The organism is Brevibacillus sp. HB1.1 (assembly GCF_013332445.1).
In the GTDB taxonomy this organism is placed as follows: domain Bacteria; phylum Bacillota; class Bacilli; order Brevibacillales; family Brevibacillaceae; genus Brevibacillus; species Brevibacillus porteri.
Window position 1 is genome coordinate 754,595 of record NZ_JABMIV010000001.1, and the last position, 17,049, is coordinate 771,643.

Below are 17,049 nucleotides of genomic sequence, written 5' to 3' on the forward strand. Positions count from 1 at the left end.
AACATTTGTACTTGGCTACGCCGTTCATTTAGGCGCAGTCTTGACGAACAAAGGCAGAGCGAACGTAGACAAGCCTACTCCCCTCCGCCTTCGAAATCTCATTTTAAAGCTATTTGGTCGATTTGTCACCAAGGTATATGCGAATTTTTCCGCCCTCATCAATTTTTACTCCAGGTGCAGGGGACTGCTGGATGACGTACTGTCCTTTACCTGAAACGACTAGCGGCAGAGTATCATACGTTGTCACTACGTCTCTCATGGACTGTCCGACCATGTTTGGCACTTCAATTGGCGCCCTTTCTCCAAGTGCTTTGTTAATTTCCTTGGGGATGCCATCTTTTCGTTTGGGTACATTCAAATGTTGAAGGGAGGATTCCATGATACTTTTTACACTCGGGGCGGCAATCAATCCACCAAACGCCAGTGCTTTCGGATTGTCCACGGCGAAATATACGACAATCTGTGGATCATCCGCCGGCGCAAAGCCGATAAACGACACGATGTATTCCCCATCTACGTAACGGCCATTTTTTACTTTTTGCGCGGTTCCCGTCTTTCCTCCTACCCGATACCCTTCAATATATGCCTTATTACCCGTTCCTTGAGCGACCACACTTTCCAGCGCATGCCGAACTTTGGCTGAGGTCTCCGCAGTAATCACCTGTCGAACTTCCGTCGGCAAGGTCCTCGCTACGACATCGTGTGTCACACTATCCCGCCATTCTTTGGCGACAAACGGCTTCATAAGTTTGCCCCCATTGATAGCGGCTGAGACCGCAGCCATTTGTTGAATGGGCGTTACAGATACCCCTTGACCGAAAGAAGTCGTCCCCAGCTCTACCGGTCCCACTTTATTCAAGTTGAATAACAGTCCATTTTCTTCGCCAATCAAATCGATCCCTGTCTTTTGTCCGAAGCCAAATTTTTTGATGTAGTCAAAAAGTCGTTCTTTTTGCAGTCGCTGGCCCATTGTAACGAAGCCAGGGTTACAAGAATTCTCTACCACTTCCAGCATCGTTTCCTGTCCATGCCCCTGCCGCTTCCAGCAACGCAATCGTTTACCGGCCACGTTTATGAATCCCGGATCGTAAAAGCCTTCGTTCAGATTGATGACTCCTTCGTTCAAAGCTGCTGCCAGTGTCACGATCTTGAATGTGGAACCAGGCTCGTATGTTTTCCAGATAGGGAGATTTCTATTGTACACCTCTGAAGGATAGTCTCTGTACGCATCCGGTTGAAAAGTCGGGCGACTTCCCATCCCCAATATTTCTCCTGTCTTTGGATTCATGGCGATCGCCAGAACATCATCTGGCTGATACGCGACCACCGCCTGATCCAGCTCGCGTTCGATAAACGATTGGATGGTACTGTCGAGTGTTAAATACATGTCCATGCCATTGACGGGTGCTACGTAGTCTTCGGTTCCACCTGGCAGTACGCGCCCTTTGGCATCTGACGGAAATGAGATATGTCCCTCGGTCCCCATCAAGAAGGGATCGTAAATCTTTTCAAGCCCTGTCAACCCTTGATTGTCAATGCCTGTGAAACCAAGAATATGGGCTGCCATATTTCCGTTCGGGTAAAAACGCTTCGTATCCCCTGCCAAGTATATCCCTGGCAAATTTAATTCTTGTATTTTTCTTGCCTTTTCAACAGACAGTTTTCTTCCACCTGGAATCTGGTTGTTGCTCATTTCTTTTTTCGTAATGGCACGAAATACATCTTCTTCTTTTCGCTCCAAAATGACGGCGAGCTGTCTCGCTGTTTCTTTAGGGTCTTTGATTTGCGCCCCTACCGATACTAGTGTGGGGACGGTCATATTCGTCACGAGCTCATTGCCGCTTCTGTCTAGAATGCGACCGCGATTGGGTTGAAATTTAATTTCCCGCTTGAGCAGTTCATCTGACATTTGCGAGAGTTTCGGTCCTTCTATCAATTGAACATAACCCAAACGGGTGACAAGTGCCGAATACAAAACAACTCCTACAATCAAGATGATAAAAATGCGACGGCGTACAGTAGCATTGGATACCCGCAAAGCGAGTCCCCCCTCAAATAGGTTGTCTCTTCTTAACCTTATTCGCAGGGGGGACTAGTTAGAACTATGGAGTTGTCGGTGTTTGCGTCGTTTGGTCTCCTGGTTTGTCAGGAGGAGGTGCCTGTCCAGATGCCGGCGGCTGTGCCTCTCCACCTTGCCCAGTTTGCTGACCGGAAGATGGTGGAGCCGGATTATTTCCACCTGTTGGATTTGTAGTAGGATTCGACCCTTGATTGTTAGGCGTCGTTGTAACAGGCACTGTGCCGCCCTCTTGACCTGGAGGTGGTGTAGTCGGTACAGGTGGTTCGGACACGGATTGCAGCGTCACCTGAAGCAGCTCTGTACCCTGGAGCACCGTTCCCGGAGGAATACTTTGCTGAGTGACGAATCCAGTTCCAGTCGATTTCATTTCGAGATTGATCAAAGAGCTGAACTCCATAACGTCACGCAATGATTTTCCTTTGAAATCAGGCATCTTTGTTCCTTTTACCCTGTCAGTTACCAGGATGATCTGTTCACCTGGAACGACCTGATCGTAGGCTTCCGGATACTGTTTGACGATTTTCGTACCTGTTCCGGCTACTGTGACCGTCAAATTGTCCTGCTTCGCCCGCAATTGTGCGGCTGTCGTGGACATCCCTTCAAACTTAGGCAATGTCTTCGGTGTCGCAGGTGAAGATGCAAGTGCTGCCTGCGCTTCTTTTTTCGTCGTCGGCTTTTCAGTCTGTTTATCCTTGACTACCGACAAATCGGGCTGCTGCTGCAAATATTGGAGGCTGCGTTCCATAATGGATGTAAACATTGGAGCGAGCATCATTTTACCCCACAATGCATACCAAGCATCTGTTTGCGGATCATCAATAACGACATAGACCAACAGCTTTGGATTGTCTTTTGGCGCAAAACCAATGAAGGAAACTACATAACGTCCATCCATAATTTTCCCTGTGTTGGGATCATATTTTTGTGCAGTTCCCGTTTTTCCTGCTACTTGGTACCCTTCGATCTGATATTGTAAACCGGTCCCGGGCTTCTCTGAGACAACCTTACCCAAAATGTCGCGTGTCTGTTTCGCAGTCGCTTCACTTACAACCCTCTCCACAGCCTCACGTTGCGTGCGTTTGACGACTGCTCCCGTGTGAGGATCGCGCATTTCTTTTACAATATGAGGTTTTAGAAGCTCTCCTCCATTCGCGATCGCCCCTACAGCGGCAACCTGCTGGATCGCCGTAACCGTCGCGGCTTGTCCATACGTTGTTGCAGCCCAGTCACGTGGTGACCGAGGTTTTTCCAGGTTGATCAGACTTCCTTTTTTCTCGTAGGGAAGCTCAATTCCGGTTACTTCACCCATCCCGAATTTTTTGAAGTATTTCTTCAAACCCTCCAGCTTCAACCGTTCATACCCCAACTTCGCGAACAATACGTTACTGGATCGCTGAACCCCTTCCAAAAAGGTGATGGTTCCCCAACCAGCACCATTGTTGTGGTCGCGGATCGGAATCTGCCCCTTGATGGTATAGGCACCTGATTGATAGGTTTCATTCTGATTAAACATTTTTTCTTCAATCGCTGCCGCAAGAGTAATAATCTTAAACGTAGAGCCCGGCTCAAACATTGTGGTGACAGCATGGTTATTGTAATTATCAATCCCGTTGTAGTACGTATTCGGATTGAACTGTGAGCGGTTGCCCATGGCCAGAACCTCACCGCTTTGTGGGTCGGCCACAATCACCGTCATGCCCTGTGGCTTGTACTGCTGCTCCACCTTGTCAAGCGCTTGTTCTACATAATTCTGGATTTGCCGGTCAATTGTCAGGTAAACATCTAAACCATCCTTTGCCGGAATGTACTCCCCTTCTCCGTCTGGCAGCTGGTAGCCTGCGCGATCCTTTTGGTAGGCAATATTCCCCTTTTTTCCAGCCAATTCTTCGTTCAATTTCAGCTCAATCCCCATTTTTGGTTCATCATACAAATCAAGATAACCGATCACATGGGAAGCGAAGGCGTTATTCGGATAAACCCGGCGAGTCGTTTCAGTCAAATAGATTCCTGGGAGCTGATTCTTTTTGAGCTTCTCACCGCTTGGCAGTGTCGGATATTGCAAATTCAGAATACGGTTTCTCTGCTCTTCACTGATCTTTAGCCCGTAGCGTCCCAATTCCACTACTTTACTTGATTTGGTCAAATTCTTCACCAATTCTGGAACAGGCGCATTCAAAATAGGAGCCAGCATATTCGCTGTGTAGTAAGGGTCTTTCACCACATCTTCGTCTCTCGCATCAAGTGGCTTCAGCCTTGCATTTACCGTGTATGCCTTACCATCATACGCCAAAATCTCTCCGTTTCGATCATAGATCGCTCCACGCTTTGGCTTCAAAACATGTTCCCGGTCCCACTGCTTTTGTGCAGTTTCCATGATTCTGGCAGCCTCTGCGGTTTGGATCCAATAAATTCGAAAGCTCAACGTCGAAAAGGTCAAGATCAAGCATAAGGCTACCACGAGAATCCGCCAATTTACTTTTCGTTTCCATTCCATCTCCATTCAACTCCGTCGCATCAAAGATCGCCCGCCTCCCAACAAAGGTAGATGGGGGAGACGAACGCAACCTAGCCGAGTCAGGAGCAGACTCGGGCCTAGCTAAGAAAAAATGTTACCGCACGTGAGAGCAGTAACATTTAAGGTTTTTTGGGTTGTGTTTGCGGCAGAGAACTCGCTTGTACTTCTGGTTTTCCAATCGTATGTACAGCTGCTGGAGTGTATACCATCCCCTGCTTCTCTGCTTCTTTTTGCAGGCGATCCCGATTGGTCATTTGCTCAATTTGCAATTTCAACGTTGCACTTTTTTCTGCCGTCACACGGTTTTCATGTTTGGTGCTTTGAATTTCGTAATTCAACTGGGAAATTTGCGAGTAGCGGACACCCACTAGACCCAAGCCGACGACGGTTAACGAGATAAATAAGAGATACAGCAATTTTTCTCCGGTCGGAATCGTTGGCTTGATTCGAACCGTGCGCTTTGTTGTTTTCGTTACAGAGCGGGATTGTTGTTCCAACTCCATAGCTAGATTTCCTCGGTAGTAATAACTCATCGCTTCTCCCTCCCCTTTCTCGTCGATCCCGGTCTATAGCTTCTCCGCTACCCGTAGTTTAGCTGATCGTGCACGTTTGTTTGCTTCCAATTCTTCTTCTGATGGCAAAATCGGCTTCTTTGTAATGACTTTTACAACCGCTTTATTGCCGCATGTGCAAATCGGAAAGGCTGGCGGACACGTGCACCCTTTTGAAAAGTCTTGATAAATTTGCTTGCAAATTCTGTCCTCTAAGGAATGAAACGTGATGACGCTTACGCGACCTTCTGGATTCAAGACAGTAATAGCATCGACGACGGCCTCTTTGAATGCATCCAGCTCATCATTGACTGCGATCCGAATCGCCTGAAATGTGCGCTTCGCCGGATGGGGTCCGGTACGGCGCGCAGCGGCAGGAATTCCTTCCTTAATCAATTCAACCAGCTCGCCTGTTGTTTGGATCGGCTGCTTCTTTCGTTGTTGAACGATTTGCCGGGCAATTCTCCGGGAAAATTTCTCTTCTCCGTACAGCCAAATGATCTTAGCAATCTCTTCTTCATCCCACTCATTGATAATGTCATAGGCAGACAGTGGCGCTTGTTGGTCCATTCTCATATCCAAGGGCGCATCGGCATTGTAACTGAAGCCGCGCTCTCCCTCGTCCAATTGCGGAGAGGATACCCCGAGGTCAAACAACACCCCGTCTACGCCATCCAAACCTAAATCTCTCACAATGTCTTTGATATGGCGAAAGTTGCTCTTTACCAGCGTGACTCTGTCCATATAGGAAGCGAGTCTTTCGCGAGCATTATCCAGTGCCCAGTCGTCCTGATCGATGGCGATAAGGCGACCGCCCTCCGTCAGCTTGGAAGCAATCAAGCTGCTATGCCCAGCTCCACCAAGTGTACAGTCTACATAAATGCCTCCAGGACGAATGTTTAGCCCTGCGACAGCCTCATCCATCAAAACGGTTACGTGATGAAACGACAATGTCGTCACTCCTGTTCTTCTCGCTGCTACAAATTAAAATCAACCAGTTTTTCGGCAATTTCTCCAAAAGAGCCTTCTGACTGAGCAAAATAATCTTCCCAGCGTTCCTTGCTCCATACCTCTACACGGTTTGACACCCCAATGATCACACATTCTTTTTGCATGCCTGCATGCTCACGTAAATTGGGTGGTATGTTTACCCTTCCCTGCTTGTCCCACTCGCATTCGGTGGCACCTGAAAAGAAAAATCGTGTAAATGCGCGAGCATCTGCTTTTGTAAATGGGAGAGACTTGAGTCTTTCCTCTAGTTGTTTCCACTCATCTTGCGGATAAGCAAACAAACATTGGTCCAGCCCGCGGGTAATAACAAAGGAAGCGCCTAGCCCTTCACGGAATTTGGCTGGGATCGTCAGGCGGCCTTTTTCGTCGATGCTGTGCTGATATTCCCCCATGAACACGCCCTGGTCCCCCACTTTCCTGTCGGTTGGCTCCACTTTCCCCCACTTTTCCCCACCTGGTACCTATTTGTTATTATAAAAAAAAATCCTGCGTTTGTAAGCAGGATTTTTTCGCATATTTTTTTGCCGGGAAAAGACGGGATTCGAGTGACTATTCGACCCAGCTTTCCAGGTAGGATTTTTGCTCATTTGTCAATTTGTCGATTCCGATGTTCAGAGCTTCCAACTTGTACTGTGCCACCATTTGATCCAATTCGAATGGTACGTTCAGCACTGTTTTGCCAATGTTTTGGTACTGTTCATTGACATAAGCCAAGGATACTGCTTGCAGAGCAAAGGTCATATCCATGATTTCAGCCGGATGTCCGTCGCCAGCAGCCAAGTTCACGAGGCGGCCTTCTGCGAGCAGATACACTTTTCGACCATCAGCCAAGACAAATTCTTCAATATCTTTACGCACAATACGGGAAGAAGTCGACATTGCATTCAGATCGACCTTGTTTACTTCGACATCGAAGTGACCCGCGTTGGACAAGATTGCGCCATCTTTCATCACAGCAAAATGCTCTTTGCTGATGATATCGCGGTTACCTGTCACTGTTACGAAGTAGTCACCATGCTTCGCAGCTTCAAGCATTGGCATTACTTCAAATCCATCCATGTAAGCTTCTACCGCTTTGATTGGGTCGATTTCGGTTACGATTACTTTTGCGCCCAAACCTTTTGCGCGCATCGCTACACCTTTACCGCACCAGCCATAGCCTGCTACAACAACAGTTTTACCCGCAACTACAAGGTTCGTTGTACGGTTGATCCCATCCCATACGGATTGACCAGTACCATAGCGGTTGTCGAACAAGTATTTGCAGAATGCATCGTTTACGGCAACCATTGGGAATTCGAGCTTGCCTTCTTTTTCCAGCGCTTTCAGACGCAGAATACCTGTTGTGGTTTCTTCTGCACCACCACGTACTTGAGACAGCAGATCACGGCGCTCGCTGTGCAAAATGGTGATCAGGTCGCCACCGTCATCAATGATCAAGTCAGGACGAGTTTCCAGTGTTTTGATCAGGTGCTCTTTGTACTCAGCAGGATCTGGATTGTATTTCGCAAATACGCGAATGCCGTCTTCCACCAACGCTGCGCAAATGTCATCTTGCGTAGACAGCGGGTTGGAACCGGTAATGGTTACTTCAGCGCCACCAGCTTGAACTACTTTTGCCAGATAAGCTGTTTTCGCTTCCAAGTGCAAGGAGATCGCAACTTTCAGTCCTGCAAACGGCTTCTCTTGTTCAAAGCGCTCGCGAATGCGGTTCAGGACAGGCATGTGTTCTTTTACCCAATCAATCTTCAGATGGCCGTTGTGCGCCAACGCCATATCTTTTACGATGCTTTCAGATACTGTGTTCATGTACGGATGGACCTCCTTTTATCTCATAAAGCAACCTTGTCTATCATATCATACGCAAGTTCAACCATCATCAGTTTTTCCAATTATCTTCCTATTATCGGCACTTTACACTCTGCAGTTTCTACCGTAAGTAACTCCAAAAAGCGTAACAAAGCCTGTGGCATCCATTTCTTTTTATGGTAGACCAACTGTCGGAAAACACGGATATCCGGATGGGAAAACGAGAGTATTACAAGTGTACCATTTTTTACTTCTTCTTGTACGACAATTTTCGGAAGTAACGCAATTCCTAAATCATATGCGACACATTGTTTTATCGCTTCCAGACTGCCAAATTCAAAAGAAGATTCCACGGTGGCTCCTGCTTCACGCAACACCGATTCCATCATCCCTCGGTAACTGCATCCCTTTTCTGTAAAAATCCAGGTTTCCCCGCTAAAATCGTGCGTTTCTACCTTCTCTTTTTTCACAAGCGGGTGTGTAGGCGCAGCCACAACAACTAGTTTTTCCTCACCTAAAACGACATTTGTCAGCTCAGATTGATCGTGGAGCCAGTCGAGCACAAAGGCGAAATCGAACTTCCCTTCCTTTACCCCCTGCCTCAAGTCTTGACAGATGCCCGGTGCAAGCATGATTCGCATACGCGGCTGCTCCAAGCGAAATTTTTGCAAATAGGGTGGTAAATAAAAGGCTGCCAGTGACTCCACTGTTCCGATACTCAACGTTCCCGCCAGATGTGCTTGCTCTGACAGATTCGCTTTTGCTTCATCTAATACAGCTTGCAGCTGTTCGCTGTAGCCGAGAAGCACTTCGCCTGCATGGGTAAGCCTAATTTTTTTGCCCCAACGCTCGAATAGACTGACACCGAACTCCGATTCCAGATTTTGAATTTGGGTCGTTACACTCGACTGCGCGTATCCTAAAATTTCTGCTGCACGAGTAAAACTTTGGCATTTTGCTACTTCACGGAATGTTTGCAAATAACGAGTATCCAGATTTCCCCCTCTTTTCATCGAAAAAATCGATTTGAATTATCTAATATTATAGATAACTCCGATGATTAAGTCTATGCTACACTTCAGTTACCAACGACAAGGTAAGTAAAAAAAGTGAGGGATCTACCTATGGGGAAATCATCGACGCAAGCCCCCAGTCTAGCCAAAACACTGCGACTTCCGCAGATCGTCGCCTTATACATCGGAGCTGTGATCGGTTCCGGCGTACTACTCATCCCCGGACTCGCAGCGCAGAAGGCTGGTCCTGCTTCCATTTTGGCTTGGCTCGTCATGTCTATTCTCGTCCTGCCCATGGCCATTACGATGGGGCTGTTATCTGCTCGTTATCCGAGCTCAGGTGGAGTCTCTACATTTGTACGGACAGCGTACGGGGATCGATTCGGAAACATGGTAGGCTGGTTCTTTCTCTTGTCTGTCCCGATTGGCGCACCGATTCTAAGTGTTACAGGGGCCAACTACATTGCGATCCTGCTGAACTGGAGTGAGTCGCAAGTTTATGCGGCTGCTGCACTGCTTCTTCTCGCTGTCCTTATGATGAATGTTATAGGCTTGCATGTAGCTGCACGTGTCCAAACGATTGTTGTCTCGCTGATTATTACGATTTTGATTTTGGCCATTGTCGCAAGCATTCCGCATGCATCAGTCACGCACTTTACCCCTTTTATGCCAAACGGTTGGTTGAGTGTCGTGCAAGCAGCAGGTCTGATGTTCTGGTGCTTCATTGGGTGGGAAGCCGTGACGCATCTCTCAGAGGAATTCGTCGATCCTGCGAAAAACGCGATTCGCGGTGTTTTGTGGAGCGCGGGAATCGTCGCTCTCTTGTATTTTGCCGTGGCCTTTATGACTGTCGCTACGCATAGCTACGGGTTCGGTATCTCCGCTGCCTCACTCAGTGTCATGGTTCAACTCTCCCTGGGTCCGACCGGCGGATGGATCGTAGCCGTAACCGCACTGTTCATTTGTATCGCAACAGCCAACGCTTACATTGGTGCTGCTTCACGTATCGCCTATTCGCTGGCGCAAGAAAAGATCGCTCCTCGCTGGTTTGGCACCCTCCACGCCAAGTACCGGACACCAACCGGCGGACTTCTGTTTCTCTCTCTATGTTTTGTCCTCGTTCTCGGTGTACTCTATTTCGACATGATCGACTTGTCCAGACTCATCGAGCTGCCTAATGCAACCTTTTTTGCGACTTACATCGGCGGGTGTCTGGCTGGTGTACGACTCTTGCGTAATAGTCGCGTAGGCCGAATCGCTTCCTGGACTTCTCTCGTCTGTACAGTAGGACTCTATCCTTTTTTGGGATGGTCCGCCCTCTATCCCCTCGTGATTGCATTCGTCCTTTTTATCTGGCAAAAACGGCATGCCTGACACAAAAAAAGGCTGGGGTCATATCCCAGCCTTCTTTTCTTATTCATCTTTTCCAATCAGTCTAAACGTTTTGCCATCGCTCGAGGAAAGGTAAAACGTGCGATCGACACTTCCACCCAAATCCCCTGCGTAATATTGAACCGTCATTCTGTATTTATTCATTCCGATTTTTGCAAAGTACATCAGCTCATTAAATTGCGGAAACCGGACATAATCATACACTTCATACTGCATAAACGAAAAATGCTCACGTAAAAACGATTCGCTGACAGGTAGATTGTTTTTCTTTACATACGCGGACAAGTCATCAAAGCGACGAATCTTTTGCTTATCCATCACGTCTCCCACAAATGACGAGACGGCTTGTGTCATTGCCTTTTTCTCGCTCTCTGCTACATTGCCAGGGTACAGCTCGTCGATTTTTGTTTCCAAACGATTTAACAGGACGACTGCCTGTGCTCTGTTGATTTTGTCATCAGGACGAAAGCTTCCATCTGGAAAGCCAGCCAAAATCCCCATTTTGTAGGCAGGGTAGACCGTCATCACCTGTGTTTCATTTTCGACTGAAAGATCCGTGAAAAATTTCGCTGTCGTTCCCCGATATTTTTCCCCTTCTGATTGATGCCCGATGGCTGCCAGCAAGGTTCTTGCCGCTTCCAACCGTGTCATGCTATGCGTCGGCTTCCCGGATGGCATGATACCCGCTGAAGCCAAATGGTGATAGGTTTTTTCCGACCAACGTCCCGCAGCATCCTGCAAGTAGGTCTCTTTGATAAAGCTGTCAGGCTCATGACCTGTAAAGGAAGGAATGACGCGTTCAATTAGGGATAAAAACTGTTCTTGCGTCACTGTTTGTTCTGGCTTAAAGGTCCCGTCGGGAAATCCTTTAATTAATCCTTTTTTGGTAGCGATCCCTATTTCTTTTGCTGCCCAATGTCCATTTGTGTCGATAAATGCAGGTGAATTGGCCACGTATTCTTCCCGTGCGTCGGCCTTTTTCAATCCTGCGGTTGCAATGCCCGTCAATAAAACCGACAAGCTAACAACTAGTAGAGTGGCTTTTTTCCCGATTTGTTGTAATGTAATCTGCATCCCGAGTACCACCTTTCCCCAAAAACAATCCATTACTACTAATACGCAGAATTTGTCGGAAAAGTTTCAGCATAATTAGAAGAAAAGTTTTCCATCAGCTTAAACAACAAAAAATAGCCGGGTCCACTTCTAGGACGATCCGACTATTTTGTACTGCATTTTACAGGTAATAAAGTTGATGAGTACCATCATGCGCGAATGGCGCATCTACTAAACGGTCAACCAAGCCAAGACCATACTTATTTGCAAATGGGAAAAACGAATGCTTTCTTTCTTGCAGAGCACCTTCGGGCAACAAAGCGGTCTCAATTCGTTGGACACGCACATGCTCCACATCATCTTTTTGCTGTAGCGAACGAATCAGACGCTCTTCCAAAAAGGATACTTGCTCTAATAGCAGCTTACTATTTTTCTCAGCCAGACCACGCAATCCGCCATCCAAAGAAACGACCTCTTCTACCAGCGGACGATAGATCGACATGATCAACTCCCTTGCCGATGCGAATTGCTGCTCCAACGGATGCGGTGCCTGGTTTTTGGACCACTCGGTTTTCCAAGCGGTGAAATCAGTCAAGACTTGTTCCATAGAAAGCCCCAAGCTATCCAGCAGTCTCTGTTGAGCACCTTCCACAAGGGTAATGGACATACGAGGCAATACGATCGGCATCTGCATCCCGAACAGCTCGAATACCTCCCGATAAAACGCCCAATAAGCAATCTCGCCAGGACCTCCAATGAAGGCAAGCGTAGGAAACAGATGCTCCTGCATCAACCCGCGAGTAACGACATTTGTGCTAAAACGCTCCGGGGAATCTGCAACCTGCTTGAGCAATTCATCGCGACTGTAAGAGCGTCTCCGATTGATAAAGCGCTCCCCGTGACGTTCTAGCAACAATCGATCATTGCCCTCATAGACGAACAAATTAGCTTGATGCTCTTCCACTTGCAATTGAAGCGGATAGCCAGCCGTTGAAATCCGATCCGCCGCCCGTAGCATCACCTTTGTCAATTGCTCATTGTTCTCAATGATCTGTGAAAAAATGGGTTGCTGCAGTTCACGAACAAATGGCAACGAGGATTCAACCAGAACTAGACCGTGCTTGCCAAACAGTTTTGCCATCAAGCGGGCAAACCACTCTGCGACTGTAGGCGAATCCGCCGAAGTCTGCGTCAGCAACTCACGAATCTTCTTGGTTTCGGCAGTCTCTGTTTGTCCCTGGAAAAACTTTTCCAGGAACTGTGTACACAGTTCAGGGTCCAAGGGTAGCGTACTTGCAGATTGGCGGCCCTTTTTGTTCAGAGGCAGCCGCTCTTTATGCAGGCGCTTTCCATCGTCCGCTCCCCAGTACACATGATCGATCTCATCGATGTCATGGTCTTCCCCAGCAATCCAAAACACCGGAATAACGTTCGCCTGAAGCTCGGCAGACAGCCTTTTCGCTGCCTGGATCAGATGAACAGCTTTGTTGACTGTATAGAGTGGTCCACCCAGAACTCCTGCTTGCTGACCGCCGATGACCACATATGTGTCTGGCTGTTTGAGCAACTCGATATTTTTCAGTGCTTCAGGGTGAGTACCCATCTCTTTATTAAAACGATATAAACCTTCCACGAGCTGGTTCCGGTGAGGATAGGATTGACTTTGAAGCCATTCCACGCGTTCTCGGTAGGACTGTTCTCGGTAGGGATTATGCGCAAAAAACTGTAATGCAGAGGCATTTTGCTGCTGGTACTCCTGTGCCAGCGGATTCGCCAATGGAAGCGCGAGACATTCAACATTCATGCTAGCTCACCTTTCTTAGGGCCATGGTCAATCAAAATTATAACATGCTCCACAGCCACAAAAAACAAGACAACCCACTTTAATGGGTTGTCAAAGTGTAATACAGGCTCGTTCGCGCTTGCATTAAAATTGTGGAGGGGTGACGGACCAAATTAACAAAGCTTCCGTTTCTCCTGTATTTTCGATTGAGTGTGTTTTGCTACTGTCAAATGAAATACTGTCTCCTGCTTCCAATACATGCTCTTCATCGTTGAAGCGCGCTGTCACACTACCAGTAATGACCGTGAAGCACTCTTCTCCCTCAGACTGTACGAATTTGTCGACAGCCATTTCTCCAGGCATCAGTCGCACTTCCAGCATCCCCAGCTTGGCACTGCCTCCCATCGAGAGCAGCGAATAAGTGCCCGTCGATTCAGGAAAGACTAGTTGTCTGCGTTTTTGCAAGCGAGTCACATGCACCTGCTTCTGATCAATATCCTCGAAAAAATGAATGATGGGTGACTCCAGAGCTTTGGTGATTTTCCACAGCGAATCAAGCGACGGCTGCGAAATTCCACGCTCTACTTGGCTCAGCAAACCTTTGCTTAACCCTGTCTTGCCTGCCATAATTTCCAAGGTAAAGCCGCGTTCTTTCCGAATCATTCGAATCTTGTGACCGATGGTCTCGATGGGAAGTCGCATAGTTCCAACCTTCTTTCTTATCGGAATAAATACGATATGTATCAACAGTGCTTTACACGACACCCATCGTTTTGATAATTCCGGTCGTAAACAGCACTATGTAGACGATTCCAAACCAGAGAAACGACAAACGCCAGGCCGAAAATCCTACCTTTTTGAGGGAGAGCCGCCCCTTCCACTTCATCTGTACCCACCCAAGAAGCACGGTTACCACTAGGTAAAAGCAGAATACCCACCACCAAGCGGACAAAGCCTCGGGCCAGATCAGTTCGTAAGCGGAAACGGCAGAACGAATCACCAAAAGATTCGTGATATTTATCGCGAAGCGGCCTGCCAATTTCTTATTCCGCGTCGTCACATACAAGATGAAATAAACGAGCGGAAACCCGAGAAACGGCACAACCGTCAGCGTACCCCACAAATAGGCCCAGACATTCGCCAAAAAGGTCATCTACTGTCGCCTCCCTCCTTCCGTATTCCCATGTCTGACTTCAGAAGGATAACGCGAAGCAAGGTTTCGTGCAGTGGAGTCGGAATCCTGGCCTTTTGTCCTACTTGGACGAGATAGCCGTTGATAGACTGCACTTCCGTCGGTCTGCGCTTCTTTATATCCTGCAACATGGAGGAAAGATTACGGGAAGTATTTCGGCAAATGGAGACAATTTCCTGCAAGTCTGCATCCTCGATTTTTTGTCCGGCATAGGCAGCCACTGCAGCTGCTTCCACAAATAAAGCACGCATGAGCTGTTGCGTATGTGAATTTTCGAGGAGAGCACCATTTGGGATTTCAAAAAGCGCGGTTAACGGATTGATCAGCGCATTTGCGATGAGCTTGCGCCAAGCGAAGGGCTGTATTGCCTTTTCATAGACAGCCTCCATGCCTGTTGATAGCGCCCACTCAACAAATGTGCGAATCAATGGATCATTGCAATCAGAAGTCTCCCAAGAACCTACGCGCAAAGTACCTGTACCGGTATGCACGACCTCTGTAGGCGACAATCTCCTTGCTCCTTCCGTATTAATTGCAAAGAAACACTGTGTCTCCGTTAAAACGGTTCGAAGCAATTCGTAATGACCCATGCCATTTTGCAAAGCGATCACTCTTGCCTCAAGGTCTACCCCTTGTAAGGCTGGAAGCACGCTGTGCAAATCTGGCTGCTTTACAGTTAACAGATACAGATCCCCTTCAGGCAATCCTTCTTCAATGGGGCTGGCGGTGACAGGAATAGTGACTGTTTCGCCATTCAGCTTTTGAAAGCTGAGCCCGCGTTCATTTAGCTGATTCGCCTGGAGTGAACTGCGTGTAACAATCGTAACAGGTTGTCCAGCGAGTGCGAGCCTTGCTGCATACAGCAGCCCGACAGACCCTCCACCTATGACTACCACCTGACACGTCCTTGGTTTTAGCAGCATTTGTTCACCCACATTAATCAATGCTTATTTTTCAAGAATAACAGAGTTTTCGGGATTGTTCAATTGATTGACACAAAAAAAGATCGAAATTATCGAAATATTCCTAGGTTGTCACACATTTTCTGTAAAAAAAATCAGGCCATCGCCTTTTGACGTTAGCCTGAACCCTGAATTATACGGGATAAACTGCATGCTTTCTGTCCGAAAAAACGTGACGCTTTTCCTTGTAAACCTCGTAGCGCTGGATTAATTCTCGTCTCAGGTCGCTTGGAGGTACAACAGCATCTACAATCAAGTTGGATGCCAGTAAGTACAGATCGATGTCCTCCTGATACTCTCTGCGTTTTTCCTGAATAAACGCTTGACGCTCTGCCGGGTCCTCAATCGCCTGAATTTTGTTACTGTAGACGGCATTGACCGCTGCTTCTGGACCCATTACGGCGATTTGGGCACCAGGCAGTGCGAGGCAAGCATCTGGCTCAAATGCAGAGCTGGCCATTGCATACAAGCCAGCACCATACGCTTTGCGTACAATGACGGAGATTTTCGGTACGGTGGCTTCCGCCATGGCGGAGATCATTTTGGCCCCGTGTCTGATAATGCCTGCCCGCTCTACTGCTGTCCCGATCATAAAGCCAGGAACATCCGCCAAGAACAGGAGTGGGATCGAAAACGCATCGCACAACGTGATGAATCGAGCCGCCTTGTCAGCCGAATCTACAAACAAGACTCCTCCCTTCACACGCGGCTGGTTGGCAATAATACCGACAGGCTTTCCATCCAAACGTGCCAATCCGGTAATCAGCTCTTGGGCAAATAATTTTTTGATTTCAAAGAACGAATCCTCGTCGACCAATGCTGTAATGACATCATGCATATTGAAAGCTGCATTTTGGTTCTCCGGTACGATGCTCGTGATTTCCTTCGCTGTAGACACAGGGGCCTTCGCCAGTACAGTCGGAGGCGTCAACGTATAGTTCGCCGGTAAGAAACGGAGATAGCTGCGCGCTGCTTGAATCGCTTCTTCTTCATTGGCAGCCAGTACGTCGCCGCATCCGCTGACGGAGCAATGCATCCGTGCGCCGCCCAACTCTTCCAAGCTCACTTTTTCTCCAATCACCATTTCCGCCATACGCGGAGAGCCCAAGTACATGCTCGCGTTTTTGTCGACCATGATAACTATGTCACAAAAAGCTGGGATATAAGCGCCACCAGCAGCAGAAGGTCCAAACAAAATGCACACTTGTGGAATTTTGCCGGAAAGCTTCACTTGGTTGTAAAAAATTCGCCCAGCACCCCGTCGGCCTGGGAACATCTCCAATTGGTCAGTGATACGCGCTCCTGCTGAGTCCACTAGATAGAGAAGAGGAACACGCATTTTTTCAGCGGTCTCTTGAATGCGAATAATTTTTTCGACGGTCCGCGATCCCCAAGACCCGGCTTTCACTGTCGAATCATTAGCCATCACGCAGACTGTTTGACCATTTACCTTGCCGATTGCGGTCACAACTCCATCCGCCGGCAGATCGCCTGCCATGACATTCGCGAACAGCCCATCCTCGACCATGAACTCGTCATCGAACAATAGCTTGAGACGATCGCGGACGAACAGCTTGTTTTGCTCCTTGAGCTTGTCATGATACTTGGCATCGCCCCCTTGCACTACTTGGGCGATTTTTTCGTGCAATGTGTCTTCCAAATGTTTGGTCATCAGCGTAATCCCCCTC

At 47.9% G+C, this 17,049-nt stretch carries 14 protein-coding genes; 1 reads left to right on the plus strand and 13 read right to left on the minus strand.

Going from position 1 to position 17,049, the window contains the following annotated elements:
- Positions 1-109: 109 nt before the first annotated feature.
- From HPY27_RS03680 to HPY27_RS03710, 7 genes are all read right to left on the minus strand, one after another.
- On the minus strand, positions 110-2,038 hold the full coding sequence (locus HPY27_RS03680; protein ID WP_174224364.1) for a stage V sporulation protein D: 1,929 nt from the start codon (positions 2,036-2,038) through the stop codon (positions 110-112).
- A 64-nt stretch (positions 2,039-2,102) separates the two neighbouring features.
- Positions 2,103-4,574 (minus strand): penicillin-binding protein, encoded by a 2,472-nt coding sequence (locus HPY27_RS03685; protein ID WP_174224365.1) that lies wholly within the window; start codon positions 4,572-4,574, stop codon positions 2,103-2,105.
- A gap of 140 nt (positions 4,575-4,714) precedes the next feature.
- Complete coding sequence (gene ftsL2 / locus HPY27_RS03690) at positions 4,715-5,128, minus strand: cell division protein FtsL (protein ID WP_173622192.1); 414 nt, start codon at positions 5,126-5,128, stop codon at positions 4,715-4,717.
- Positions 5,129-5,161: 33 nt separating this feature from the next.
- The gene (gene rsmH, locus HPY27_RS03695; RefSeq protein ID WP_017249566.1) at positions 5,162-6,106 is read right to left on the minus strand and encodes a 16S rRNA (cytosine(1402)-N(4))-methyltransferase RsmH; all 945 of its coding nucleotides are present in this window, start codon (positions 6,104-6,106) and stop codon (positions 5,162-5,164) included.
- A gap of 17 nt (positions 6,107-6,123) precedes the next feature.
- Positions 6,124-6,555 (minus strand): division/cell wall cluster transcriptional repressor MraZ, encoded by a 432-nt coding sequence (gene mraZ, locus HPY27_RS03700; RefSeq protein WP_017249567.1) that lies wholly within the window; start codon positions 6,553-6,555, stop codon positions 6,124-6,126.
- Between the two features lie 151 nt (positions 6,556-6,706).
- On the minus strand, positions 6,707-7,966 hold the full coding sequence (locus HPY27_RS03705; RefSeq protein ID WP_174224366.1) for an adenosylhomocysteinase: 1,260 nt from the start codon (positions 7,964-7,966) through the stop codon (positions 6,707-6,709).
- A gap of 83 nt (positions 7,967-8,049) precedes the next feature.
- Positions 8,050-8,979 carry a LysR family transcriptional regulator gene (locus HPY27_RS03710; protein ID WP_026043164.1) on the minus strand — a complete coding sequence of 310 codons (930 nt, stop codon included), beginning with the start codon at positions 8,977-8,979 and terminating at the stop codon, positions 8,050-8,052.
- 111 nt (positions 8,980-9,090) lie between these two features.
- Between HPY27_RS03710 and HPY27_RS03715 the strand changes: the two genes are divergently transcribed.
- On the plus strand, positions 9,091-10,353 hold the full coding sequence (locus tag HPY27_RS03715; RefSeq protein ID WP_173622195.1) for an APC family permease: 1,263 nt from the start codon (positions 9,091-9,093) through the stop codon (positions 10,351-10,353).
- A 39-nt stretch (positions 10,354-10,392) separates the two neighbouring features.
- Here the strand turns inward: HPY27_RS03715 and HPY27_RS03720 are convergent, their stop codons facing one another.
- From HPY27_RS03720 to HPY27_RS03745, 6 genes are all read right to left on the minus strand, one after another.
- Positions 10,393-11,445: an S-layer homology domain-containing protein gene (locus HPY27_RS03720; protein WP_174224367.1), complete on the minus strand. Its 1,053-nt coding sequence runs from the start codon at positions 11,443-11,445 to the stop codon at positions 10,393-10,395.
- Between the two features lie 160 nt (positions 11,446-11,605).
- Complete coding sequence (gene bshC, locus HPY27_RS03725; protein WP_017249572.1) at positions 11,606-13,228, minus strand: bacillithiol biosynthesis cysteine-adding enzyme BshC; 1,623 nt, start codon at positions 13,226-13,228, stop codon at positions 11,606-11,608.
- A gap of 123 nt (positions 13,229-13,351) precedes the next feature.
- Positions 13,352-13,909 carry a helix-turn-helix domain-containing protein gene (locus HPY27_RS03730; protein ID WP_007717657.1) on the minus strand — a complete coding sequence of 186 codons (558 nt, stop codon included), beginning with the start codon at positions 13,907-13,909 and terminating at the stop codon, positions 13,352-13,354.
- 52 nt (positions 13,910-13,961) lie between these two features.
- On the minus strand, positions 13,962-14,360 hold the full coding sequence (locus HPY27_RS03735; RefSeq protein ID WP_017249573.1) for a DUF3397 domain-containing protein: 399 nt from the start codon (positions 14,358-14,360) through the stop codon (positions 13,962-13,964).
- On the minus strand, positions 14,357-15,322 hold the full coding sequence (locus HPY27_RS03740) for a ketopantoate reductase family protein (protein ID WP_174224368.1): 966 nt from the start codon (positions 15,320-15,322) through the stop codon (positions 14,357-14,359). The genes HPY27_RS03735 and HPY27_RS03740 overlap by 4 nt, the downstream gene beginning before the upstream one ends.
- Before the next feature lie 172 nt (positions 15,323-15,494).
- Positions 15,495-17,033 carry an acyl-CoA carboxylase subunit beta gene (locus tag HPY27_RS03745; protein ID WP_174224369.1) on the minus strand — a complete coding sequence of 513 codons (1,539 nt, stop codon included), beginning with the start codon at positions 17,031-17,033 and terminating at the stop codon, positions 15,495-15,497.
- Positions 17,034-17,049 lie beyond the last annotated feature (16 nt).